Origin of the sequence: Mesorhizobium zhangyense (assembly GCF_011045115.1) — a bacterium.
Classification (GTDB): domain Bacteria; phylum Pseudomonadota; class Alphaproteobacteria; order Rhizobiales; family Rhizobiaceae; genus Mesorhizobium_M; species Mesorhizobium_M zhangyense.
Genome location: NZ_JAAKZG010000011.1, coordinates 165,975 through 188,589 on the forward strand (window position 1 = coordinate 165,975; position 22,615 = coordinate 188,589).

The 22,615-nt window shown below is 61.5% G+C and carries 22 protein-coding genes and 1 tRNA gene; 17 read left to right on the plus strand and 6 right to left on the minus strand.

The genetic code is table 11. From position 1 onward, the window contains the following. The first annotated feature begins 2 nt into the window (after positions 1-2). Genes G6N74_RS22580 through G6N74_RS22595 form a run of 4 tightly spaced genes read left to right on the plus strand, consistent with a single transcriptional unit; the run spans position 3 to position 5,160 of the window. Positions 3-1,229, plus strand: coding sequence for a GTP-binding protein (locus tag G6N74_RS22580; RefSeq protein WP_165120251.1), 1,227 nt, complete (start codon positions 3-5; stop codon positions 1,227-1,229). A gap of 34 nt (positions 1,230-1,263) precedes the next feature. Beyond that, positions 1,264-1,572 (plus strand): hypothetical protein, encoded by a 309-nt coding sequence (locus G6N74_RS22585; RefSeq protein ID WP_165120252.1) that lies wholly within the window; start codon positions 1,264-1,266, stop codon positions 1,570-1,572. Between the two features lie 34 nt (positions 1,573-1,606). Continuing rightward, a complete protein-coding gene (locus tag G6N74_RS22590) occupies positions 1,607-3,751 on the plus strand; it encodes a peptidase domain-containing ABC transporter (protein WP_165120253.1) in 2,145 nt (714 codons plus the stop codon). Beyond that, positions 3,748-5,160, plus strand: coding sequence for an HlyD family type I secretion periplasmic adaptor subunit (locus G6N74_RS22595; RefSeq protein WP_165120254.1), 1,413 nt, complete (start codon positions 3,748-3,750; stop codon positions 5,158-5,160). Before G6N74_RS22590 ends, G6N74_RS22595 begins: the two co-directional genes overlap by 4 nt. Before the next feature lie 72 nt (positions 5,161-5,232). On the opposite strand, the gene G6N74_RS22600 is transcribed toward G6N74_RS22595, so the two are convergent. Next, positions 5,233-5,307 (minus strand) — tRNA-Gly (locus G6N74_RS22600). A 231-nt stretch (positions 5,308-5,538) separates the two neighbouring features. Between G6N74_RS22600 and G6N74_RS22605 the strand changes: the two genes are divergently transcribed. From G6N74_RS22605 to G6N74_RS22620, 4 genes are all read left to right on the plus strand, one after another. Then, positions 5,539-6,036, plus strand: a complete 498-nt coding sequence (locus tag G6N74_RS22605; RefSeq protein WP_165120288.1) for a prolyl-tRNA synthetase associated domain-containing protein — start codon at positions 5,539-5,541, stop codon at positions 6,034-6,036. 93 nt (positions 6,037-6,129) lie between these two features. Beyond that, complete coding sequence (gene trxA, locus G6N74_RS22610; protein WP_165120255.1) at positions 6,130-7,137, plus strand: thioredoxin; 1,008 nt, start codon at positions 6,130-6,132, stop codon at positions 7,135-7,137. A 133-nt stretch (positions 7,138-7,270) separates the two neighbouring features. Further along, entirely contained in the window at positions 7,271-7,942 is a 672-nt protein-coding gene (locus G6N74_RS22615; protein ID WP_165120256.1) for an LON peptidase substrate-binding domain-containing protein, read from the plus strand. 24 nt (positions 7,943-7,966) lie between these two features. After that, positions 7,967-8,200, plus strand: a complete 234-nt coding sequence (locus G6N74_RS22620) for a Trm112 family protein (RefSeq protein WP_165120257.1) — start codon at positions 7,967-7,969, stop codon at positions 8,198-8,200. A 46-nt stretch (positions 8,201-8,246) separates the two neighbouring features. Here G6N74_RS22620 and G6N74_RS22625 read toward each other — a convergent pair whose 3' ends face one another. Genes G6N74_RS22625 through G6N74_RS30890 form a run of 3 tightly spaced genes read right to left on the minus strand, consistent with a single transcriptional unit; the run spans position 8,247 to position 14,048 of the window. After that, positions 8,247-11,636: an error-prone DNA polymerase gene (locus G6N74_RS22625; RefSeq protein WP_165120258.1), complete on the minus strand. Its 3,390-nt coding sequence runs from the start codon at positions 11,634-11,636 to the stop codon at positions 8,247-8,249. Then, positions 11,633-13,162, minus strand: a complete 1,530-nt coding sequence (locus G6N74_RS22630) for a DUF6504 family protein (protein ID WP_246245885.1) — start codon at positions 13,160-13,162, stop codon at positions 11,633-11,635. Before G6N74_RS22630 ends, G6N74_RS22625 begins: the two co-directional genes overlap by 4 nt. Next, positions 13,044-14,048, minus strand: coding sequence for an ImuA family protein (locus tag G6N74_RS30890; protein WP_246245875.1), 1,005 nt, complete (start codon positions 14,046-14,048; stop codon positions 13,044-13,046). The genes G6N74_RS22630 and G6N74_RS30890 overlap by 119 nt, the downstream gene beginning before the upstream one ends. Positions 14,049-14,248: 200 nt before the next feature. Here G6N74_RS30890 and G6N74_RS22635 point away from each other — a divergent pair, with 200 nt between their 5' ends. Together G6N74_RS22635 and G6N74_RS22640 are read left to right on the plus strand one after the other, a co-directional pair. Then, a complete protein-coding gene (locus tag G6N74_RS22635; protein WP_165120260.1) occupies positions 14,249-14,683 on the plus strand; it encodes a metallopeptidase family protein in 435 nt (144 codons plus the stop codon). An 8-nt stretch (positions 14,684-14,691) separates the two neighbouring features. Next, a complete protein-coding gene (locus G6N74_RS22640) occupies positions 14,692-15,030 on the plus strand; it encodes a YunG family protein (RefSeq protein WP_165120261.1) in 339 nt (112 codons plus the stop codon). Between the two features lie 4 nt (positions 15,031-15,034). Here the strand turns inward: G6N74_RS22640 and G6N74_RS22645 are convergent, their stop codons facing one another. Then, positions 15,035-15,244, minus strand: coding sequence for a DUF1737 domain-containing protein (locus tag G6N74_RS22645; protein WP_165120262.1), 210 nt, complete (start codon positions 15,242-15,244; stop codon positions 15,035-15,037). Between the two features lie 55 nt (positions 15,245-15,299). Further along, positions 15,300-16,181 carry an HpcH/HpaI aldolase/citrate lyase family protein gene (locus G6N74_RS22650; protein ID WP_165120263.1) on the minus strand — a complete coding sequence of 294 codons (882 nt, stop codon included), beginning with the start codon at positions 16,179-16,181 and terminating at the stop codon, positions 15,300-15,302. Positions 16,182-16,276: 95 nt separating this feature from the next. On the opposite strand from G6N74_RS22650, the gene G6N74_RS22655 reads away from it, so the two are divergent. The 7 genes from G6N74_RS22655 to G6N74_RS22680 all read left to right on the plus strand — a co-directional run bounded on the left by G6N74_RS22655 (position 16,277) and on the right by G6N74_RS22680 (position 22,147). Next, positions 16,277-17,446, plus strand: a complete 1,170-nt coding sequence (locus G6N74_RS22655; protein ID WP_165120264.1) for an NAD(P)/FAD-dependent oxidoreductase — start codon at positions 16,277-16,279, stop codon at positions 17,444-17,446. Positions 17,447-17,538: 92 nt separating this feature from the next. Next, complete coding sequence (gene leuD, locus G6N74_RS22660; protein ID WP_165120265.1) at positions 17,539-18,144, plus strand: 3-isopropylmalate dehydratase small subunit; 606 nt, start codon at positions 17,539-17,541, stop codon at positions 18,142-18,144. 201 nt (positions 18,145-18,345) lie between these two features. Further along, positions 18,346-19,173, plus strand: coding sequence for an Ivy family c-type lysozyme inhibitor (locus G6N74_RS22665; RefSeq protein WP_165120266.1), 828 nt, complete (start codon positions 18,346-18,348; stop codon positions 19,171-19,173). Positions 19,174-19,185: 12 nt separating this feature from the next. After that, entirely contained in the window at positions 19,186-19,569 is a 384-nt protein-coding gene (locus G6N74_RS22670; protein WP_165120267.1) for a RidA family protein, read from the plus strand. 85 nt (positions 19,570-19,654) lie between these two features. Then, a complete protein-coding gene (gene leuB, locus G6N74_RS22675; RefSeq protein ID WP_165120268.1) occupies positions 19,655-20,758 on the plus strand; it encodes a 3-isopropylmalate dehydrogenase in 1,104 nt (367 codons plus the stop codon). Positions 20,759-20,879: 121 nt separating this feature from the next. Continuing rightward, complete coding sequence (locus G6N74_RS31245; RefSeq protein WP_281354027.1) at positions 20,880-21,008, plus strand: hypothetical protein; 129 nt, start codon at positions 20,880-20,882, stop codon at positions 21,006-21,008. A 104-nt stretch (positions 21,009-21,112) separates the two neighbouring features. After that, a complete protein-coding gene (locus G6N74_RS22680) occupies positions 21,113-22,147 on the plus strand; it encodes an aspartate-semialdehyde dehydrogenase (protein WP_165120269.1) in 1,035 nt (344 codons plus the stop codon). Positions 22,148-22,615: the final 468 nt, after the last annotated feature.

Genomic DNA, 22,615 nt, shown 5'->3' on the forward strand with positions numbered 1-22,615 from the left:
GCATGGGGGCTCAGAAAATATGCGACAATCGCCTGCCGGTGACAGTGCTGGCAGGGTTTCTGGGCGCCGGCAAGACGACGGTCCTGAACCATGTCCTGCATAACCGCGAAGGCCGCCGCGTCGCGGTCATCGTCAACGACATGAGCGAGATCAACATCGATGCCGATCTCGTTCGCGACGGCGGCGCCGATCTTTCGCGCACCAATGAAACGCTGGTCGAACTCACCAATGGCTGCATCTGCTGCACGCTGCGGGATGACCTTTTGGGCGAAGTTCGCCGGCTGGCTGCCGAAGGCCGCTTCGACTACCTGCTGATCGAAGGCACCGGCATCGCCGAGCCTTTGCCGATCGCGGCGACATTCTCTTTCAAGGATGAAACGGGTGCAGCACTTGCCGATGTCGCACGGCTCGACACGATGGTGTCGGTCGTCGATGCGGCAAACCTGCTTTCCGACTATTCGAGCTCGGATTTCCTGAGCGATCGCGGCGAGACCCGCGACACGGACGACAAGCGCACGCTGGTCGATCTACTCGTCGAGCAGATCGAATTTGCCGACGTCGTGGTGATCAACAAGATCTCGGAGGTGACGGCCGATGCCCGGGCCACCGTGCGCCGGATCGTTGCCGCCCTCAATCCCGATGCGCGCGTCATCGAAACCGATTTCGGCCACCTGCCGCTTGGCGCGATCCTCGACACCGGGCTGTTCAGCGAGGCGAAGGCGGCGAGACACCCGCTTTGGCACAAGGAACTCTACGGCTGGGGCGACCATATGCCGGAAACGGAAGAATACGGGATCGCGAGTTTCGTCTATCGCGCCCGGCGACCCTTCGATCCTTCGAAGCTGAACGACTTCCTTGCGCAGGAATGGCCGGGCCTCATCCGCGCGAAGGGACACTTCTGGCTGGCCACGCGTCCCGACTGGATCGGCCTGCTCTCGATCGCCGGCACGCAGCGCCGCACCGAGGCGAAAGGTCTCTGGTGGGTGACGGTGCCGAAGGCGCACTGGCCGCGCTATCCGCAATTTCGCGAGTTGCTTGATCGCCATTGGAGCGATGTCTGGGGCGATCGCCGACAGGAGCTCGTCTTCATCGGCTCCGACCTCGATGAGCAAGCAATCTGCTCAGCACTCGACGCCTGCCTGGTCGGCGAAGAAGCCGGCTTTGATCCTCGGCTTGCGCGTGACCTCAACGATCCATTTCCACCGTGGCAGCACGCACATGCTGCATGACCGAACTAAAACCTGAAACCCCATGGAGAAGACAATGAGCAACGAACTCTACGCCGACGGCATCGGTGAAATCACCGTCACCGGCACGATCGTCAGGATCGACCTGATGTCCCTGTCCGCCACCGAGCGCGACGACAAGAACAATCCCAAGCCGGTGTTTCGCCAGCGGGTGATCATGCCGGTCGATGCCTTCGCCAATGCAGTGGATCTCATGCAGAAGGCGCTTGGCGGTCTGGTCGAAGCGGGCGCGGTGCGCCGGGTCGGCGACGTCCAGAAGACGCCAGTGGCAGATACGGGCTCCCAGGGCCAGAAATCACAGAACGCATCGCCGAACTTCAATTGATCGGTAACGCAGCTTCTATTGCTCGGGCGGGGCCATGGACACGTATCAGCATACCAGCCTTCAATGCCTGGCCTTGGTCGCGCGCCATCATGGCGTCGACCTATCGCCCGAACGGCTCGTTCACGATTATGCCGTGGGCGACCAGCCCGTCGCTACGCGGAAGCTCCTGCGAATGGCCAAGGATTCCGGGCTGCGCGCCCGGCATATGAAGCTTGCCTGGCGCGCGCTTTTCCAGTTGGGCGATGCCTATCCGCTGCTTGCCGAACTCGAAAACGGCAACTGGGTGGTGATTGCCGGCGCCGCCATTGGCGGCGAAGAGGATATGATCCGCATCCTCGACCCGCTGGCCCAGCGTCCGGAATTCCTTCTGCTGAACGAACAGCAGTTTTCGAAGGGCTGGAGCGGCTCCGTTATCCTTCTGAAGCGCAATTACCGTCTCGCCGATGATGATCAGCCGTTCGGCTTCCGCTGGTTCTTGCCGGAAATTATCCGCCAGCGCAGCCTTTTCCGCGATGTCGCCCTGGCGGCATTCGTTCTCTACGGGCTCGGCCTGACAACGCCGATCTTCTTCCAGCTCGTCATCGACAAGGTGCTGGTGCATCAGAGCTATGCGACGCTCACCGTCCTTGTGATCGGCGTTGCCGTTGCCCTTGTCTTCGATGCGGCCTTCACCTTTCTCAGGAAATATTTGCTCCTCTATGCGACCAATAAGATCGATATCCGCATGGCGACGCGCACGTTCGGGCATCTCCTGAACCTACCCATCGCGCTGTTCGAGCAGGCATCGGCCGGCGTTCTCGTCAAGCATATGCAGCAGACCGGGCGCATCCGCGAGTTCCTGACAGGGCGGCTCTTCCTGACGCTTCTCGACGGGTTGTCGCTTCTGGTCTTCATACCGATCCTGGTTCTCTACAGCGTCAAGCTCACCTTCGTGGTCCTTGGCTTTGCCGCTTTGGTCGGCCTCGTCGTCATGTGCCTTGTCGGGCCGTTCCAGAGACGATTGCAGGCGCTCTATCAGGCGGAAGGTGAGAGGCAGGCGCTGCTTGTCGAAACCGTTCATGGCATGCGCACCGTCAAATCCCTTGCTCTGGAACCGCGCCAGCGCCGCGTCTGGGACGACAGCTCGGCGCAGTCGATCTCGGTTCGCTTCCGTGTCGACAAGATCTCAAACATCGCGCAGGCGCTGACCGGTCTTCTCGAAAAGCTGATGAGCGTCGCCATCATCGGCCTTGGCGCGCTCGATGTGTTCAGCGGAACGATGACGATCGGCGCGCTCGTTGCCTTCAACATGCTCGCCGGTCGGGTTTCCGGGCCGCTCGTCCAGATCGTCACCATGGTTCACGAGTACCAGGAGGTAGCACTTTCCGTCCGCATGCTTGGCGAGATCATGAACCAGCGCCCCGAGCAGTTCGGGCGCGGGCGCGGCATCAGGCCCGAACTCAAGGGTCAGATCGAATTCGAAAAGGTGACGTTCCGCTACGGGCCCGATGGCGCGCCGGCGCTCGACGACGTCTCGTTCACCGTGCCTGCAGGCTCGGTGTTCGGCATCGTCGGCAAGAGCGGTTCGGGCAAGACGACGGTTACACGCCTCATCCAGGGGCTTTACCAGAACCAGCAGGGGCTGGTTCGCATGGATGGCTATGACAGCCGCGAGATCGATCTCGTTCATCTCAGAACGAGCATCGGCGTCGTGCTGCAGGATAATTTCCTGTTCAAGGGGTCGGTGCGTGAAAACATAGCGGCGGCAAAGCCGAATGCGAGCATCGAGGAGATTGTCGAGGCCGCCCGTATTGCCGGCGCGGAAGAATTCATCGAGCGCCTTCCGCGCGGTTTCGAAACCCTGCTGGAGGAAAACGGGTCGAACCTCTCCGGCGGCCAGAAGCAGCGCCTCGCCATTGCGCGCGCTTTGATCACCGATCCCAAACTGCTTATCCTTGATGAAGCTACCAGCGCGCTCGATCCCGACAGCGAAGCGATCATCCGCCAGAACCTCAGCAAGATTGCCGAGGGGCGCACGGTCATCATCGTTTCGCATCGCCTGTCGACGCTGGTCGACGCCGACGCCATCCTGGTCGTCGACCGCGGCAAGATCGCCGATATCGGCCGCCACGATCAGCTCGTGTCGCGTTGCATGACATATCGCCACCTGTGGTCCCAGCAGACGAGGCAGGTGGCATGAACGCGCACACGCCAAAGCCCAGCGAGAACCTGCCCGTTCCGGTCACCAAACCGGCGACCGAACTGGTTGTGAAGCGCGCACCGCTTCCGCCGGTCATTGCGGAATTCCAGTCGGACGCGGTGGAGCTTGAAGAACGCTTGCCGCCGAAGATCGCGCGGCTTACGCTCTATGGCGTCACCGCGCTCATCGCCGCCGCGATAACATGGGCCTCGGTCTCGCAGATCGACGAGGTGGTCATCGCCCCCGGCAAGCTGATCACCACACAGCCGACCATCATCGTGCAGCCGCTGGAAACCTCCATCATCCGCTCGATCGATGTCGCCAATGGCGATGTGGTTCGCGCCGGCCAGACGCTGGCGACACTCGATGCAACGTTCAGCCAGTCGGATGTCGATCAGCAGCGTGCGAAGTTTGCCGCGCTCGATGCACAGGTCAAGCGCAGCGAGGCCGAACTCAGCGGCGCCGATTATTCCAAGATCGCCGGCAGTTCGGCGGATGAGCAGCTGCAGGTCCAGCTCTTCGGCCAGCGGCTCGCCTTCTATGTAGCGCAGATCCAGAATTTCGATCAGCAGATAGCAGGGCAGGCGGCGGCGATGACGGCCGGCAAGGAGCAGGAAACGATCCTGCTCAGCCGGCGTGAAAATCTCAGCCTTATCGAAAATGCGCGCGAGACATTGTACAAGCAGGAGACCGGCTCGCTGCTCAACCTCCTGAGTTCGCGCGACGCCCGTCTCGATGTCGATTCGAGCATCTCGCAGCTGCGCGGCAAGGCCGAGGAGGCCGGACATTCGCTGGCGAAGCTCCGGGCCGATCGCCAGGCCTTCATCGAGGATTTCCGCCGCGTGACGATGGAAAAGCTTGTCGAGCTCAGAAGCCAGCGCGACACGGTCGGCGAAGAGCTTAAAAAAATGGAGCTGCGCCGCAATATGGTTGTCCTGACCGCGCCGGCAGATGCGGTCGTGCTCGATCTTGCCCAGCGCTCCATCGGCTCCGTTGTGCGCGAGGCCGAGCCGATCGTCACGCTCGTCCCCCTGAATGTGCCTCTGGAGGCCGAAGTCTCGGTCAATTCGCGCGACATCGGGCGTATTGCGGTGGACAAGGAAGTCCGGATCAAATTCGACGCTTATCCGTTCCAGAAATTCGGCACGGCTTCCGGCTCGATCCGCACGATCAGCCGCGATGCCTTCACGCCGAGCCAGCAGGAGGCGGCGGCAGGTCAGCCCGCGGTTCCGTATTTCAAGGCCCGCGTCCTGCTCGCCGACACGCGGCTGCATGCTTCCGCCGAGCCCGTCCGGCTGTTACCCGGCATGACGGTGTCGGCCGAGATCAAAGTCGGCCGGCGGACAGTGATTTCCTATTTCCTCTATCCGCTGCTGCGCGGCCTGGACGATGCCATCCGCGAGCCGTGACCGGCATTTCGACGTTGGACGCCTGAAAACGAAAAAGCCGCGGCGAACCGCGGCTTTTCGTTGCTTGTAAATTGGAGCGGGTGAAGCGATTCGAACGCTCGACCCCAACCTTGGCAAGGTTGTGCTCTACCCCTGAGCTACACCCGCTCGCGCGGTCTCTCGACCGCAAGCCGCGCCTATATGGCGGAAGAGTCGGCCGAATGCAACAGGGAAAATTGCACGAAGATGCGTAATAATTGTGGTCTTCGGCAACGCCCCGGATTTCGGCAGGCTCGTCGCGCGCAAATGTTTCGGCGCATTGCGCAGAACGGGGTTGTTTCCATGCGATCTTTGGCGATAACCGTTCCACCAGAGATAATGACAAGCCGGATGCAGTCCATGCCGAAACATCCCGATGAGCTCTTTGCCTTTCTCGAAGGGCTTGGAATTGCGGTTGCAACCAAGGCGCATCCGCCGCTTTTCACCGTTGCCGATTCACAGTCGTTGCGCGGCGAAATCCCCGGCGGTCACACCAAGAACCTCTTCCTGAAGGACAAGAAGGATAATTTCTTCCTTGTCACCGTCGATGAGGACGCCGAGGTCGATCTCAAGCAGATCCACCATCTTATCGGGGCGTCCGGCAGGGTTTCTTTCGGCAAGCCCGAGGCGCTGATGGAGCTTTTAGGCGTCGTGCCTGGTGCTGTGACCGTGTTTGGCCTGATCAACGACACTGAAGGCCGCGTAAAAGTCATTCTGGACAGCACATTGATGGAAAATGCGGTCATCAATGGCCATCCGCTTACCAACGAAGCGACGACCTCGATTTCTCGCGATGACCTTGTTGCCTTCGTAAAAGCGACCGGGCACGAGCCGGTTATCTTGAAAGTCTCCGCATGATCGCCACATGGGTGACGGAAAACGGTTTTCCGTGTGCCCATTGCGCGCGTAGAATAAGCCGAACACGCACCGGAAAGCGGTGAAAGGGTAACAATGAGCAACCAGGACAATTCATTCGGCGGCCCCAGCGGCAATTACGCCACCAGCTTTAGCTACGGCGCACCCAAGCCGGCGGAACCGCAGGGCGGCTCGCCCGCCATGGTGCTTGGCTCCGACGCTGGCGCGGAGCCTGTCGTCGTGAAGGACACGACGACAGCGAGCTTTGCCGCCGACGTCATACAAGAGTCGCGAAACCAGCCTGTGCTTGTGGATTTCTGGGCGCCCTGGTGCGGTCCTTGCAAGCAGCTGGCGCCGGCGCTCGAAAAGGCCGTGCAAGAGTCCAGAGGCCGGGTCAAGCTGGTCAAGATGAACATAGACGACCATCCGGCGATTGCAGGGCAGCTCGGCATCCAGTCGATCCCGGCGGTCATCGCGTTCAAAGATGGGCAGCCCGTCGACGGCTTCATGGGGGCGGTGCCTGAGAGCCAGATTCGCGATTTCATCCAGAAGGTCGCCGGCAAGGATGACGGCAAGGGACAGCTCGAGGAAGCCATGGCCGCCTCCGCCGAGGCGCGTGCGGCCGGCGATATTCAGACGGCAGCCGACATTTTCGATGCCGTGCTGCAGCAGTATCCCGACAATCTCGACGCGCTGGCCGGCCTCGCGGACCTTCTGTTCGAGGCAGGTGATGTGGCTGGTGCTGAGGAAATTCTGGCCAAAGTGCCGGCCGAAGCCAAGGATACGGCAGCGCTTTCGGCAGTGAAAGCCAAGCTCGCTCTGGCCAAGCAGGCGGCATCGCTCGGCAATCCTGCAGAATTCGAGGCGCGCCTTGCGGCGAACCCCAGGGATCATCAGGCCCGGTTCGACCTGGCCATGATCCAGAACGGGCTCGGCCAGCGCCAGGAGGCCGCGGACAATCTGCTGGCGATCGTCAAGGCGGACCGGACCTGGAACGACGATGGCGCGCGCGCCCAGCTTCTGCAGTTTTTCGAAGCATGGGGCATGACCGACGAGGTGACGCTGGCCACCCGGCGAAAACTGTCGTCGCTGCTGTTTTCGTGATTGGATTGGAGAAAGGCCGAGGCAAGGGCTTGCCCTTGCCGCCATCCATTCCACATTGCTGGTCAAGCTTCCGAGAAACCGGAAGCGATTTTCGGACTGGCCAGATTTTGGCCCGGCCGGCACGGAGGCGAAAATGCAAGCGGGAAATGCACATTATCGGGCGGCAAAGGATTTGCCGGCGACCATCCCGATTTTTCCGCTGACTGGTGCGCTTCTTCTTCCGGGCGGGCGAACGCCGCTCAATATTTTCGAACCCCGCTATCTAGAGATGATCGACGAGGCCGTTGGCGGAACGCGTCTGATCGGCATGATTCAGCCGGCGCTCGACGGGTCCTTGCGCGAGGACGGAGAGCCGGAGATTTGCGAGGTGGGTTGCATTGGGCGCATCTCGTCATTCGCCGAATCCGGTGACGGCCGTTATCTGATCTCGCTTCAGGGCGTCTGCCGATTCCGCGTGGCGCAGGAACTGGCGGTAAAAACGCCTTTCCGCCAATGCCGCATCATGCCGTTCGTGGCTGACCTGTCGGACGACCCGACCGTAAGCGAAATCAACCGGCTGGCTCTGCTGAAGGCATTCCGCGCCTATCTCGAAGCCAATGATCTTGAAGCCGATTGGGAAAGCGTCAGCCGGGCCGAAAATGCTATGCTGGTGAATGCGCTGTCGATGATGGCGCCCTATGGCGCTGCGGAAAAGCAAGCCCTTTTGGAGGCGCCGGATCTGAAGACGCGGGCCGATACGCTGATCGCCATCACCGAGATGGTGCTTGCGCGCGAGAACGACGACTTCGGCTCAAGCCTGCAATAGGCGCATGGGATTGGACGGAGACCGATGAATCAGGAAAAACCAAACCCGGCAATCGACGTCAAGCTCCTGGAGTTGCTGGCCTGTCCCCTGACAAAAGGCCCGTTGACGTGGGATGCCGAGCACCAGGAACTGGTGTCGCGGCTGGCACGGCTTGCCTATCCGGTTCGTGACGGCATTCCGGTCATGCTGCCTTCCGAAGCGCGAACCGTTGAAATCGACAACGAAGCAAAACCGAAACCAGGATCGGAAGACGACTAGAGCGACGTGCGTTCTGTGAAATCGGCCGCCGCGGCCTCCCGTCGGCTTACTGAAAATTTCGCCCCTTCGGCATGACGCTGCGTGCCTGACGGGACAGGGTTTCGTAGTCGCGGTGCGGTATCGTGGTTTTCTCGACGGGATGAATGATTTCCTGCGCCGGCGGGTTTGCGCTTTGGGCTTTTTTACGCTCCAGCCGCCTTATCATGGTCTCCTCGGAAAGTTCGCCCAGCCATAGCGACAGATCCTCGATGGTTTCGGCCACGATGTGGATGACGTCCGATACTGATTGCAGGCGGCCTTTCACCCTGACGAAACGCGCGCCCATGACCACCGGCCGGAAGCGATCGAATATCTTTGGCCAGACGATGACGTTGGCGATCGATTTCTCGTCTTCGAGCGTCATGAAGACGACACCCTTGCCGGAACCCGGCCTTTGACGAACGAGAACAAGGCCGGCCACGGAAATGCGCTTGCCGCTAGGCAAATCCGGCAGAAGCGCGTTGGGCGTGATGCCGGCCTTGTCGAGCCTGCCGCGCAGGAAAGAGAGCGGATGCGCTTTCAGGGAGAGGCCGAGCGACCGGTAATCGTGCAGGACATGCTCGCCAAGCGGCATCACGGGCAGCTTCGTCTCGGGTTCGTTGTCACGCAAACGGATATCGGGTTGGTCGAACAGCGGCAGGCTTTCCGCGGCACTCTTGCCGTTCAGCGCGCGCACGGCCCACAGGGCGGCACGCCGGTCGAGGCCGATCGAGCGGAAGGCGTCGGCCTGCGCCAGCCTTTCCATCGCATCGACGCGTAGCCCGGAGCGCAGCCACACATCGCGCACGGAGGTGTAGCCCGAGCCTCGGTTCTTCACGAGAATTTCCATGGCGTCCTTGGCGAGCCCCTTTATCTGCCGAAAACCGAGGCGGACCGCATGGCAGGTCCTGATCACATCGCGCATTCCGGCATGACGCGCGGCGATCCGCCGGGGATCGAAGGGCGATTTCTCCAGCAGGCAATCCCAATCGGAATGGTTGACATCGATGGGCCGTATCTCGACACCGTGGTCCTGTGCATCGCGCACAAGCTGTGCCGGTCTGTAGAATCCCATCGGCTGCGAATTCAGGATCGCCGCGCAGAAAACGTCGGGATACCAGGCCTTGAACCAGGACGACGCATAGACCAGCAGGGCAAAGGACGCGGCGTGGCTTTCGGGGAAGCCATATTCGCCAAAACCTTCGATTTGTCGGAAACAACGTTCGGCAAAAGCACGGTCGTAGCCATTTTTTTCCATGCCATCGACCATACGTTTGCGATAGTCCTTGATCGTGCCGGTACGCTTGAAAGTCGCCATGGCGCGCCGTAACTCATCGGCCTCGTCGGGTGAAAATCCTCCGGCAACCATGGCGATCTTCATCGCCTGCTCCTGAAACAGCGGCACGCCAAGGGTCTTCTCTAAAATCGCTTCAAGCTCAGGCTTCTGGTATTCGGGTTTTTCTTTCTTTTCTCGCCGACGCAGATAGGGATGGACCATGTCACCCTGGATCGGGCCGGGACGCACGATGGCGACCTCGATGACGAGATCATAGAATTTTCGAGGTTTTAGACGCGGCAGCATCGACATTTGCGCGCGGCTCTCGATCTGGAAGACACCGAGCGTGTCGGCGCGGCAGATCATGTCGTAGACGCTTGTCTCCTCCGGCGGGATCGTCGCCAAAGTCAGCCTTTCCGGCCAGTCATGCTTGTAGCTCTCCTCCAGAATGTCGAAGGCGCGCCTCAGGCAGGAAAGCATGCCGAGCGCCAGGATATCGACCTTGAGGATTTTGACTGCGTCGAGATCGTCCTTGTCCCATTCGACCATCTTCCGTTCGTCCATGGCCGTCTTCATGATCGGCACGACCTCGTCCAGTCGATCCCTGGTGATGACGAAGCCGCCGACATGCTGGGAGAGATGGCGCGGAAAGCCGAGTATTTCGTTTGAACGGTCGATCACATGTTTCGTGGCTGAGTCCGATTGGTCGAGACCACCCGCCTTCGCCTCCTTCTCGCCTAGCTCGGAAGACGACCAGCCCCAGATCGATCCCGAAAGAGCGCCCCTGACATCGTCGGAAAGGCCCATGGCCTTGGCGGTTTCCCGGAGTGCGGAGCGGGCACGATAAGTGACGACGGAGGCAGCGAGCGCGGTGCGTTTCTCGCTATATTTCTTGTAAATATACTCCATGACGATATCGCGCTTTTCATGCTCGAAATCGACGTCGATATCAGGCGGTTCGCCGCGTTTCTCGGAAATGAAGCGTTCGAACAGGCTGTCGATGATCTCAGGGCCGACATCCGTAATCTTCAGGCAAAAGCATACGACGGAATTGGCCGCCGAGCCGCGCCCCTGACAGAGTATACCCTTTGAGCGAGCGTACTTCACAATGTCGTAAACCGTCAGAAAATAACGTGCATAGTTCAGCTTTCTGATGATCCTGATTTCATGCCGGATAAGGCCCTCCACTCTTTCAGGTACACCTGCGGGATAGCGTTCATTGGCGCCCAACCATACCAGCCTTTCCAGCTCGGCTTGCGAAGGCAGGCCGGATTCGGTGGGTTCGTCCGGGTAATTGTATTCGAGATCCTGGAGAGAGAAGGAGAGCGTTCCGGCAAAACGCAGCGTCTGCGCCAATGCCTGCGGATAGGCCTTGAAAAGCCGCGCCATCTCCGTCGATGGCTTCAGATGACGCTCGGCATTGGCCGTAAGCTCGAGGCCTGACTCAGCGACGGGTCTGTTCAGCCGGATCGCGGTCAACACATCCTGCAGGGGTCGCTGGTCGGCGGTGTGGTAGAGGACATCGTTGGTTGCCATCAGGGGGATGGCGGCGGCCGTTGCCATGCCTGCCGCCTGTTCGAGACGGAAACGATCGTTGCCGCTGTAATCGGGCGCGGCGGCAAGCCAGAGGTTGCTGCCGAAACGATCCTTGAGCCGGCGTAGAAAGACCAGCGTCTCCTGCGCCGGCCCCGAGAGGTCGGGCAGCACGGCAAGGGACATGCCGTCGCCCCATTCGAAAAGGTCGTCGGCATAGAGAAGCGGCGCGCCTTTCGGGCTTTCCTCGCGCATATTGGCTTGCGTCAGCAGGCGGCACAGATGCCCCCAGCCCTTGCGGTCCTGCGGATAGGCGAGCACGTCCGGCGTGCCGTCAGCAAAGACCAGTCGGCAACCGGGATGATAGGGAAGCGATAGGGGCTTACTCTCTTCCGAGAGCTTGATGTGTTTCGACTGACTCCAGGCGCGCACGACGCCGGCCACGGTGTTGCGGTCGGCAAGGCCTATGCCGGCATGGCCGAGAAAACAGGCGGCAACGACCAGATCTTCCGGCCGCGAGGCGCCGCGCAGGAAGGAAAAATTCGATTGCACGCCGAATTCGACATATGGCGGAGACGCGGCGGGCGGGCGCGAAACGTCATCCTTCATGCGAAAAGCCCCTGCAAGAACCAGCGCGGATTGCCTTGCGTGGTGCCGTAAAACCCCTGGCGGAAAAGCCAGTAGCGGCGGCCATCGGCATCCTCGATGCGGAAGTAATCGCGCGTTGCCTCATCCGCACCATCGCGCCACCATTCCGGGGAAATGCGCTCCGGGCCTTCCGCGCGTGCGACCTCATAGAGCGCGCGACGCCAGCGGAAGCGGGCAGGCGGCCCGTCGGGCACTTCGGCGGCCATGACCTCGACCTGTTCCGGTTGGGGAAAAAGACGGATCGGGCGCTCGGGTCCGGGGGATGGTCGGGCGAGCGCAGTCTCACCCACTCTATTCCCTGCGTGGCCGGAAGCTTTCCCTGTCTCGGCAAAGGGCACGAAGGAAACCGCCCTTTCCGGGATGTGGCTCTCGACAGGAACGGGTTTCAGCACGGCATTGCTGTCCTGGCGGGCGCTTACGCGGTCGACGAAGAGCGCCAGATCCTCGTCGCTTCCGGAAACATCCCCCGTGAAGTCGGTCTGGTCCATTTCGAAAGGAGCAGTCGCCAGAACGGAGAGGCGGACAAGGTCGAAGCCGTAGCCGGCATCGAGAACGTCTTCGAGGGCGGCCAGTCTTTCGTGAAACAGTTTTCCGATCAGGCCCGGTTCACGCAAGGGACGTGACGTGCCGACGCCGATGCGGCTGACCGCGCCGTCGACCCGAAACAGCAGGAGTTGCAGGGCGCGTGCACCTTCGCCTCGCCGCTCGAGATCGGCTTTCAAACTGCGGGCGAGCAGGAGGACCAGACGTTCGATCTCGTCCATCTGCATGATCGGTTCGGACAGATGTCGTTCCACCGACAGGGGAGCCACGGGCAGGCGCGGCGAAACTGCTTCCTCGAGATGGCCGAGCGCCTGGTCGAGGCGCATGAGAAGCGCCTTGCCGAAACGGCGCGCCAGGGGCGCGCGCGGCGCCTGCAGGATCGCGCCCGTGGTGCGCAAACCCACGCTCTCAAGAGACGCGACCGTTTCGGGAGCGAGGCGCAGGGCGGCGAGCGGCAAGGGCGCCATGGTTTTTTTCTCCTCCCCCGGCGAGACGACCGAGGTCGCGCAAAATCGCGCCGCTGCCCAGGCCGCTCCCGGTGTCGAAGCCAGCCCGGCGCGGACGTCAAAACCCTGATGGAAGAACCGCGACAGCATGTCGTCCAGCATGGATTTTTCGCCGCCGAAGAGATGGGCGCAGCCGGTGATGTCGAGAAACAGCCCGTCCTGCCCATCGAGCGCCACCAGCGGCGTATAGCGGTCGCACCAGTCGGCCAGGCTTTCGAGCAGCCTGCGGTCCGCTTGCGTGTCGGCCTCGACGATCTCTATGCCGGGATGCATGGCGCGCGCGTCGGCGATGCCCATGCCGGGCTTAAGCCTGAGCCGTTCAGCCTGCTCGTCGAGGGCGGCGATGCGCTGCGTGTTCTTTTCGCGATGGCTGATGACGAGGGGCGGCTGCGTCCGTGGCCGGCTTGAACGCCAGGACCGCCCCAGCCGCTGGCGCAATATCCGTTCGGTGGAAAGGTGCGGAAACCACAGCGCCATTATTCTTTGAGCCGAGACCATCTGGCCGTCTTTCTTCGAATGAGCGTTCATCGGCGTTCCACTCCAGCGTGAACTGTCCGGGCAAGGCATTGCGGCTTTTGTCGATCCTGACCGCGAAGCCGGGCGGGCCGATGGAATCGGGCAGGGGCCCAGTGATCGTCCAGCGCAGGGCGGCGGGTGCCGGCGAGACGACCAGGCGCACGGGGGCTGCGGTCGGCTCGGGCTGCGCTGCCTGGCGCAGCAGGAAGACGGGCCGGCCTGAATCCTGGGCACGGTGATGCAGGCGTCGCGTGGCGACGAGGTCGAGCTTGTGCGGATTGCCGCGGATTTCCAGGATCACGGCTGAAAGCGCCTTCAGGCTTGCCGCCTCCTCGGCGATCCACATGGCATCCGCGAGTTTCGGCGCTTCCACGATCATGAGGTTCTCCGGCGCGATGCCGAAACGGGCATGCAGGCCCGGAGCATAGGGAAAGCCCGCCTCGCGGAAGATTTCATGCGTGCCGATCCACAGCACGGGCAGTTTCGGCTGCGCGGCATTCTTCACAAGCAGTCCGGCGAGCGCCAGGGCAAAACCTGCCACAGCGCCGGCGTCGCGGGTTTGTGCGCCATGGATTTCCGTCAGCGCGGCCTTGGGCAAGCCGCCGCCCAGTGCCGTATCGAAATTCTCCGCGCCCGTCAGCAAAAGGTCCTGCACGACTGTTACACCATGACGCCGAAGCACCATGGTTTCCTCAGCCGAAGGCGTGCCGGCAGGGCGCGCCAGACGCTCGGGCAGCGTGCCTTCTATGCGGGCGATTTTCTGGCGCAGGGCAAAAACGATTTCCTGCGCCACGGCGGATGTCGCCATGACGGTCTGCTTTTCTGATATGTTCCTGTTATGTTCTTATAGATTCCAGAGCGCGCCCGAAGAGTCAAGCGGAACGCGAGGAGAATTTATTCCTTTTGGGCGTTCAGCCGAACCGGCTGTCCCGGCTAATTTCCCGATAAGCGCGCAAAAGCCTCGAAAGCCGTGCTCTGAAAGGCTATATGCGGTCAAAAGGGAAAAGAATGGCTCGCATCTACAAGACCCGCTCCTGGCACGACCAGCTTTCACCATCGATGGAAGAAATGGAGTTCATGGCTCTCGAAGCCTATGCTCATCTGCCGGAGGAGTTTCGCAAGCTCACCGGTGAGGTCATCATCCAGATCGCCGAATTTCCGACCGACGAGATCATGGACGACCTGTCGCTGGAAACGCCGTTTGACCTGCTTGGCCTGTTCGAAGGCCGTGGCATTGCCGAGCGCTGGAATCCGCAGACCGGCGAGGGGCCGAACCGGGTGACGCTCTATCGCCGCGCCATCCTGGATTACTGGTCAGAGAACGAGGAAACGCTGGGCGACATCGTCACCCATGTGCTCATCCATGAGATCGGCCACCATTTCGGCCTCTCCGACGACGATATGGAGAAGCTCGAGGAGGAGGCGGAACATCCTCAAAGCTGATCAATCCAGTGAGCGCTTTCAAAACACCCGATCAGCTCTATGAAAAGTTGAAGGCTGCATGGAGTTCTGAAAGCTCGGGGGTTTGGAGCCTTGATAACCCCGCGAGAGGGCAGTGCAGCGTTACCTCGCTTGTCGTGCAGGATGCGTTTGGAGGCGAAATCCTCAAAACCTGGACGAAAGGCGGCACGCATTTCTACAATATGATCGACGGCGTCAGATGGGATCTGACCGTCAGCCAGTTCGATTATCCAATACCTTTCGAAGACCTGCCATCCAACCGCGATGAGGCGATGGCAGATACTTCGCCTCGCCAGTATGAAGCGCTCAAAGCCAGATTGCAGATGTAGACGACTACCAGTCGCTCAGCTTGGTGACGCCTGCCTCGTATTCCTGGCCGTCGACGTCCTTCACCACGGCCTGACCGCATTTCATGATCTTGGCTTCGGCGTCGTAGGCATAGGTCGGCGAGCCGAACAGGTGCCAGCCCTTGTTCATGGCAGCCGTGACCTTGTGGCAGAAGCTCGCATCGTCCGGTCCGGTCAGAAAGCGGTAGAGTTTCATGTCGTCATTCCCGTCATGCCCCGGCCGGCTTCGGCATCAGAGCGTTCGATAATTTCTAGCCAATCATGGACGCTTTCGCCAGCAGCCTTTCGGCCTGCGCGCGATGAAGCAGTTCGACCATGCGCCCGTCGAGGCCGATCGCGCCCTTTCCGGCGTTTTCGGGAAGCGCAAAGGCGGCCACGATTTTCTCGGCTTCCTTGCGTGCCGTTTCCGACGGCGAAAAGACCGTGTTCGCCGGCTCGATCTGCGCCGGGTGAATCAGCGTCTTGCCGTCAAAACCCATGGCCGCGGCTTGCGTGCATTCGGCGGCAAAGGCTTCAAGGTCGCGAAAATCATTGCTGACGCCGTCGACGATGTCGAGGCCGCCGGCACGCGCGGCCAGCAGCATCTGCATCAGCCAGGGCATGAGATAGCGCCGGTCGGGCGTTGCCAGAACGCCGGTTGCGGCGACAAGATCGTTGGTGCCGGCGACCAGGCAGGACAGCCGCGAGGCGGCGTCGCGGCCAAGCTCGGCGATGGCACCGATGTTGAGCAGCGATTTCGGGGTCTCGATCATCGCCCAGAGGCACAGGCTGTCGGGCGCGTCATTGTCGTCGAGCACGTCGCCGGCTTCCAGCACGTCGCGCGGCGTGTCGACCTTGGGCAGCAATATGCCGTCGGGCTCGCAGGCGGCGGCGGCCAGAAGATCGTCCGGGCCCCATTCGCTGGAGACCGCATTGATGCGGATGATCATCTCGCGAATGCCGGACGGGCGGTTCTTGAAGATGATGCCGAGCTTTTCGCGGGCGGTGATCTTTTCTGCCGGAGCCACGGCGTCTTCCAGATCGATGATTACTGCGTCGCAGGCAAGGGATGCCAGCTTGGCCAGCGCCTTGTCGTTGGAAGCGGGCACATAGAGCACTGAACGGCGCAGATAGAGGCGGGTTTCTTGCGTCATGTGGTCTTCTTGCCCGGCAATGCTGGCTCTTGCAAGACGCAAGCTGGAAACCTTGATAAGCAACGATATTCGATTCTGGCATCAGGGACATGCACATGGCGCGATATGACGTCATCATCATCGGCGGGGCGATTGTCGGCAGTTCGATCGCCTATTATCTGCGCGAGGAAGGATTTTCGGGCTCCATCGCGCTGATCGAGCGCGACCCGCAATTCACCTACTCGTCCACGACGCTGTCTTGCGCCTCGATCCGCCAGCAGTTCTCCATTCCCGAAAACATTCGGCTGTCGCAGTTCACGCTGGCGCTGTTCCGACGGCTGGAGCAGGAGTTCGGTACTGGTGCCGATATAGGCTTCCGCGAGGGTGGCTATCTCATACTCGCCGGCGAAAACGGACTGCCGATCCTGCAGCAGAACCATGCGGCGCAGATGGCCGAAGGCGCGGATATTTTGCTGGAAAATGCCGCAGCCCTTGAAAAGCGTTTTTCCTGGATCTCGACCGAAGGCGTTTCGGCCGGGGCCTATGGCCGTTCGGGCGAGGGCTGGTTCGACGCCCATGCCATGCTGATGCTGTTCCGCAAGGCGTTGCGCGAAAAGAACGTCGATTTCATCACCCATGCCGTTACCGGCATAGAGCGCGAAGGTGACCGTGTCGTCGCCGTCACGCTGGACAACGGCGACCGGCTGGAGGGCGGCACGATCTTCAACGCCGCCGGCCCCTCGGCCGGCAAGGTTGCGGCCATGGCCGGGCTGGTCCTGCCGGTCGAGCCGCGCAAGCGCAGCGTCTTCATTTTCGTGGCCCACGACAAGTTCGCCGACATGCCGCTGATGGTCGATCCGAGCGGCATCTATGTGCGGCCTGAAGGCTCGGTCTACATCACCGGCGGTGCAGAGAATGAAGAGGGCGAAGGCCCCGCCGACCCCAAGGATTTCGACCCGGACTGGTCGCTGTTCGAAGAGACGATCTGGCCTGTTCTGGCGACCCGTGTGCCGGCCTTCGAGGCAATCAAGGCGACCCGTGCCTGGGCCGGGCATTACGACTACAATACGCTCGACCAGAATGCCGTCATCGGCCCGCACCCCGAAGTGCAGAATTTTGTCTTTGCCAACGGGTTTTCCGGTCACGGCCTGCAGCAGGCTCCGGCGGTCGGCAAGGCACTGGCCGAATTTTTGGTCCATGGCGCCTACAGGACCATCGACTGCTCGGCCTTCGGCTATGGGCGCGTCACGGAGAACCGGCCGTTCCGCGAACTCAACGTGATTTGAAGGTCGCTTCGAATCAAGTTCTTTGATTCCCGGCTTGCTTTGTGTAAAGCAGGGCCGAAACAATTTCCCGGAACCAGAAACGGGCAGAAGCCATGGAAAAGTTCACCAAGCTCACCGGCGTCGCCGCACCCTTGCCGATCGTCAATGTCGACACCGACATGATCATCCCCAAGGATTACCTCAAGACGATCAAGCGGACGGGCCTGAGCGTCGGGCTTTTCGCCGAAATGCGCTTCAACGAGGACGGTTCGGAAAATCCGGATTTCGTGCTCAACAAGCCGGCCTATCGCAAGGCGCAGATCCTGGTTGCCGGCGACAATTTCGGCTGCGGCTCGTCGCGCGAACATGCGCCCTGGGCGCTGCTCGATTTCGGCATCCGCTGCGTCATTTCGACCAGCTTCGCCGACATCTTCTACAACAACTGCTTCAAGAACGGCATCCTGCCGATCACGGTCAGCCCGGAAGACCTCGACAAGCTGATGGACGACGCCTCGCGCGGCGCCAATGCGACGGTCTCGGTCGATCTCGAAGCCAAGGAAATCCGCGGTCCCGACGGTGGCGTGGTCAAGTTCGACCTCGACGATTTCAAGCGTCACTGCCTGCTCAACGGCCTCGACGATATCGGGCTGACCATGGAAAAGGCATCGTCGATCAGCGCCTTCGAGAAGAAGAACGCGGAGAGCCGGCCCTGGGCGTAATGCCCCTCAATCCCAGACGATGAGCTTTGCCTCGGCCTCGAAAGATTTCCTTCGGAGCTGACAGCGTCTGCCGGCCTGTGGCATGGTCGATGGCGTCGATTCGAAGTGTTACAGCGTCCTTTGCATGTAGACGCGCGGCGCTGTAATCGCCGGAAGTCCCTATTTTCCGGCATTCCGAAACTCCCTGATTCGGAGCTTGTCATGCGCTGGGCCATCTCTCTTTTCACCACCGGTTTCATCTTTGCCGCGACCGCTTTGGCCGTCGCGCAGGAAGGTCAGCCGAGTTCGATCCCCTTTGCGGGCGGAACTCTGACCATCAAGGAGACGGCCGATCTCGACAAGATTCTCGCCTTCGACGGCAAGGAACTGGCCCGCAACTATGTCGTCTATTACGACCGCACGGTCGATCTCGATGGCACGAAAGTGGCCCTTTTCGCGGTCGGCGATGGCGGCAATGCCTGCGGCCCCGCAACCGTGATCGTCTGGAAACCCGAGGGCGGCGAACTCAAGACCGCGACGGTGGGCGAGGATTGCGGCGCGCCGCCCGCGGCTGCAACGGAGGACAGCCTCTATTTCGTGCCTTATCTGCGCCCGGGCTCCACTGCCAACGTGCAAAGCTGGTCGCCGGAAGAAGGCTTGCGCGTTGCCGGCGAGATGAGCTTTACGCCGCAGCCTGGCACCAAATGGGCCGATATCGATCCGGCCAAGATCACCCACCCTTACGATCTCTTCGCCAATGGCGATTTCTATGATGCCGCCAGGAAGGTTCTCGGCGATAGTCTCGAAAACGTCGCGCTGGCGCTTTCGGTTTCGGGCGGGCCTGAAAAGACGGCTTCCGGCATTCTCTATGGCAGCGGCTGCATTCCCCATGCCTGCGGCGGTGGCGACGGTTTCTTCGCTTTCGACCAGAAGACGAAGGCCGTGTATTTCGCGCAGCAGGGCGATGGGGCCGAGCCTGATGCATGGCCGGCGCTCGACACCTGGCCGGCTGAAATTCGCGAAGCGATGAAGAAATCCCTCGAGCAATAATGGTCTGATTTCATGCGCAAACTGATTTCCACCGGCTCGCCCTTCGAAAAAACCGCCGGCTATTCGCGGGCGGTGGTGCAGGGCGACTGGTGCTTTGTCTCGGGCACGACCGGCTATGACTATGCGACGATGACCATGCCCGACAGCGTCGAGGACCAGACCCGCAATTGCCTGAAAACAATCACCAAGGCGCTCGAGGATGGTGGCTTCGCGCTCGCTGATGTGGTGCGGGCGCATTACTACATCACCAGCGACAGTTTTGTGGACCGGGTGTTCCCGATCCTCGGCGAGGCTTTTGGCGAGATCAGGCCGGCAGCGACGATGATCGTCTGCCAGCTCAACAAGCCGGAAATGAAAATCGAGATCGAAGTAACGGCGCTCAGGCGTTCTTCTTGATCTGCACCAAGCCTTTCCGTCTTGCGCGCCGCGCCTCAGGCGTTTAGCAAGACGCCGGTTCACGGCTTCCTTGAAAGGTTTTCCCATGGCATCGCGCAAGCTTCTCCTTCTCGCCGGCGACGGCATCGGTCCCGAGGCAATGGCCGAGGTTCGCAAGCTCATTGTGGCGATGAACGAGAAACTCGGCACCGGCTTCGAGACCGAAGAAGGCCTGGTCGGCGGCTGCGCTTACGATGCCCATGGCAAGGCGATTTCGGATGCTGACATGGCAAAGGCGATGGCGGCGGATGCGGTGCTGTTCGGCGCCGTCGGCGGGCCGAAGTGGGATGCGGTGCCTTACGAGGTGCGCCCCGAAGCCGGCCTGCTGCGCCTGCGCAAGGACATGGAGCTGTTCGCCAACCTGCGCCCGGCCATCTGCTATCCGGCACTTGCCGCGTCGTCCTCGCTGAAGCCGGAAGTCGTCGAGGGCCTCGACATCCTCATCGTGCGTGAGCTGACCGGCGGCGTCTATTTCGGTGAGCCGAAGGAGATCATCGATCTCGGCAACGGCCAGAAGCGCGGCATCGACACGCAGGTCTATGACACCTTCGAGATCGAGCGCATTTCGGGCGTCGCCTTCGAGCTGGCCCGCACCCGGCAGAACCGCGTCACCTCGATGGAAAAGCGCAACGTCATGAAGTCGGGCGTCTTGTGGAACGAGGTGGTGACCGCCACCCACAAGGCCAAATATTCCGACGTCAAGCTCGACCACATGCTGGCCGATGCCGGCGGCATGCAGCTGGTGCGCTGGCCCAAGCAGTTCGACGTCATCGTCACCGACAATCTGTTCGGCGACATGCTGTCGGACGTCGCCGCCATGCTCACCGGTTCGCTCGGCATGCTGCCCTCGGCTTCGCTCGGCGCGCCGGACGCCAAGACCGGCAAGCGCAAGGCGCTCTATGAGCCGGTGCATGGCTCGGCCCCGGACATTGCCGGCAAGGGTATCGCCAACCCGATCGCCATGATCGCATCCTTTGCCATGTGCCTGCGCTATTCCTTCAACATGGTGACTGAAGCCGACCGTCTCGAAGCGGCGATTGCTTCGGTGCTGGACGAGGGCCTGCGCACCAAGGACATCATGTCCGAAGGCAAGACCGAAGTCGGCACGACGGCGATGGGCGATGCGATCGTGGCAAAGTTCTTCGCCTAGTCGTTGCGATCGGCAGGAGGCGGAACGCCGGCTTCTGCCAGATTGACTCTTGACGCAAAGCGCGTAAAAGCCAGCACGAACTATTCCGGCGCATAATCGATGCGCCGAGACGGAGCCTTTCATGCGCGGCCTGCTTATGGCGCTTTTCGCAATCGACTTTCCCGGCCATGGGGTTTCCCAGGGCGGGCACGAGCGCGCGCAGCTTCGCACCACCAAAACCGCGGCCAAAACGACCACCAAAACGGTCTGATCTCCCTGGCCTGCTCGCCCCTCCCGGGTCCGGCCCGGGGGCGAAGCCCGCACCGGCCGGCGGGTTTTCTCCAAAACGAGCGGAGAGGGACAGGAGAACATAATATGGGTTTCAAGGTTGCGATCGTTGGTGCCACGGGCAATGTGGGCCGCGAAATGCTCAATATCCTCGAAGAACGCGGCTTTCCGGTCGACGAGGTCGTCGCACTCGCCTCGCGCCGTTCGCTCGGCACCGAAGTGTCGTTCGGCGACCGCACGCTGAAGGTCAAGGTGCTCGACACCTATGACTTTTCCGACACCGATCTCTGCATCATGTCGGCCGGCGGCAACGTCTCGAAGGAATGGTCGCCGAAGATCGGCAAGCAGGGCTGCGTCGTCATCGATAACTCCTCGGCCTTCCGCTACGACCAGGACGTGCCGCTGATCGTGCCGGAAGTGAACCCGGACGCGATTTCGGGCTTCTCCAAGAAGAACATCATCGCCAACCCGAACTGCTCGACCGCCCAGCTCGTCGTGGCGCTGAAGCCGCTACACGACAAGGCCCGGATCAAGCGCGTCGTGGTGGCGACCTACCAGTCGGTTTCCGGCGCCGGCAAGGAAGGCATGGACGAGCTGTTCACGCAGACCCGCGCGGTGTTCGTCGCCGACCCGGTCGAGGCCAAGAAGTTCACCAAGCGCATCGCCTTCAACGTCATTCCGCATATCGACGTTTTCCTGGATGACGGCTTCACCAAGGAAGAGTGGAAGATGGTCGCCGAGACCAAGAAGATGCTCGACCCCAAGATCAAGCTGACCGCAACCTGCGTGCGCGTGCCGGTGTTCATCGGCCATTCGGAAGCCGTCAACATCGAGTTCGAGGACCCGATCACCGCCGACGAAGCGCGCGAGATCCTGCGCGATGCGCCGGGCTGTCTCGTCATCGACAAGCGTGAGGACGGCGGCTACGCCACGCCAATCGATTCTGCCGGCGAGGATGCCACCTACATCTCGCGCATCCGCGAGGACTCGACCGTCGACAACGGCCTTGCCATGTGGATCGTCTCCGACAATCTGCGCAAGGGCGCGGCGCTCAATGCGGTGCAGATCGCAGAGCTGCTGGTCGAGCGGGGCTTGATCACGCCGAAGAAGAAGGCGGCTTGATCTGTCCTCACGCTGCCACCGCTTTGCGGCTCGCTCCAGACGGGGCGCGCTACGGGGTGCGGCGCGCGGTCGCGCTTGCGGCCTTCGGCCGGTAGTTTTCGCTCACGGATCGTTTCGCCGCCGTTCCGGCGGCTGATCCTCCGCGGGGGCGCCGGACGACCGGCGGCCCGCAGTCGCGGGCTCGACCTTCGGTCGTTAGGCAAGATAGCGCCGGTGTTTCCCTCCCCCTTGAGGGGAGGGTGGCCCGTCGGGCCAAGAGGGGTCGTTGCGGCAGTGCTCGGCATCGATTCTGCGTCGAGTTTGTCGCCAAGGACCCCACCCGCTTCCTTCGCTTCGCTCAGTGCGCGACCTCCCCTCAAGGGGGAGGTTAGCGCCGGCGCACCTGTTCATCGCCACGCCCTGCATCGCAGTCTGGCCATTGTCAAAGATCGGGAAGCGGGGCGCTTGGCCGTGCCTTCCTAATTTTAG

What these genes read in the sequence shown, in the direction of transcription:
- leuB (WP_165120268.1), top strand. Translation starts at nt 19,655, where the DNA reads ATGGCATCGCGCAAGCTTCTCCTTCTCGCCGGCGACGGCATCGGTCCC.
- G6N74_RS22655 (WP_165120264.1), top strand. Translation starts at nt 16,277, where the DNA reads ATGGCGCGATATGACGTCATCATCATCGGCGGGGCGATTGTCGGCAGT.
- G6N74_RS22665 (WP_165120266.1), top strand. Translation starts at nt 18,346, where the DNA reads ATGCGCTGGGCCATCTCTCTTTTCACCACCGGTTTCATCTTTGCCGCG.
- G6N74_RS22680 (WP_165120269.1), top strand. Translation starts at nt 21,113, where the DNA reads ATGGGTTTCAAGGTTGCGATCGTTGGTGCCACGGGCAATGTGGGCCGC.
- G6N74_RS22615 (WP_165120256.1), top strand. Translation starts at nt 7,271, where the DNA reads ATGCAAGCGGGAAATGCACATTATCGGGCGGCAAAGGATTTGCCGGCG.
- G6N74_RS22595 (WP_165120254.1), top strand. Translation starts at nt 3,748, where the DNA reads ATGAACGCGCACACGCCAAAGCCCAGCGAGAACCTGCCCGTTCCGGTC.
- G6N74_RS22635 (WP_165120260.1), top strand. Translation starts at nt 14,249, where the DNA reads ATGGCTCGCATCTACAAGACCCGCTCCTGGCACGACCAGCTTTCACCA.
- G6N74_RS22620 (WP_165120257.1), top strand. Translation starts at nt 7,967, where the DNA reads ATGAATCAGGAAAAACCAAACCCGGCAATCGACGTCAAGCTCCTGGAG.
- G6N74_RS22625 (WP_165120258.1), bottom strand. Translation starts at nt 11,636, where the DNA reads ATGAAGGATGACGTTTCGCGCCCGCCCGCCGCGTCTCCGCCATATGTC.
- G6N74_RS22650 (WP_165120263.1), bottom strand. Translation starts at nt 16,181, where the DNA reads ATGACGCAAGAAACCCGCCTCTATCTGCGCCGTTCAGTGCTCTATGTG.
- G6N74_RS22605 (WP_165120288.1), top strand. Translation starts at nt 5,539, where the DNA reads ATGCCGAAACATCCCGATGAGCTCTTTGCCTTTCTCGAAGGGCTTGGA.
- G6N74_RS22670 (WP_165120267.1), top strand. Translation starts at nt 19,186, where the DNA reads ATGCGCAAACTGATTTCCACCGGCTCGCCCTTCGAAAAAACCGCCGGC.
- trxA (WP_165120255.1), top strand. Translation starts at nt 6,130, where the DNA reads ATGAGCAACCAGGACAATTCATTCGGCGGCCCCAGCGGCAATTACGCC.
- G6N74_RS22580 (WP_165120251.1), top strand. Translation starts at nt 3, where the DNA reads ATGGGGGCTCAGAAAATATGCGACAATCGCCTGCCGGTGACAGTGCTG.
- G6N74_RS22590 (WP_165120253.1), top strand. Translation starts at nt 1,607, where the DNA reads ATGGACACGTATCAGCATACCAGCCTTCAATGCCTGGCCTTGGTCGCG.
- G6N74_RS22645 (WP_165120262.1), bottom strand. Translation starts at nt 15,244, where the DNA reads ATGAAACTCTACCGCTTTCTGACCGGACCGGACGATGCGAGCTTCTGC.
- G6N74_RS22585 (WP_165120252.1), top strand. Translation starts at nt 1,264, where the DNA reads ATGAGCAACGAACTCTACGCCGACGGCATCGGTGAAATCACCGTCACC.
- leuD (WP_165120265.1), top strand. Translation starts at nt 17,539, where the DNA reads ATGGAAAAGTTCACCAAGCTCACCGGCGTCGCCGCACCCTTGCCGATC.
- G6N74_RS30890 (WP_246245875.1), bottom strand. Translation starts at nt 14,048, where the DNA reads ATGGCGACATCCGCCGTGGCGCAGGAAATCGTTTTTGCCCTGCGCCAG.
- G6N74_RS31245 (WP_281354027.1), top strand. Translation starts at nt 20,880, where the DNA reads ATGCGCGGCCTGCTTATGGCGCTTTTCGCAATCGACTTTCCCGGCCAT.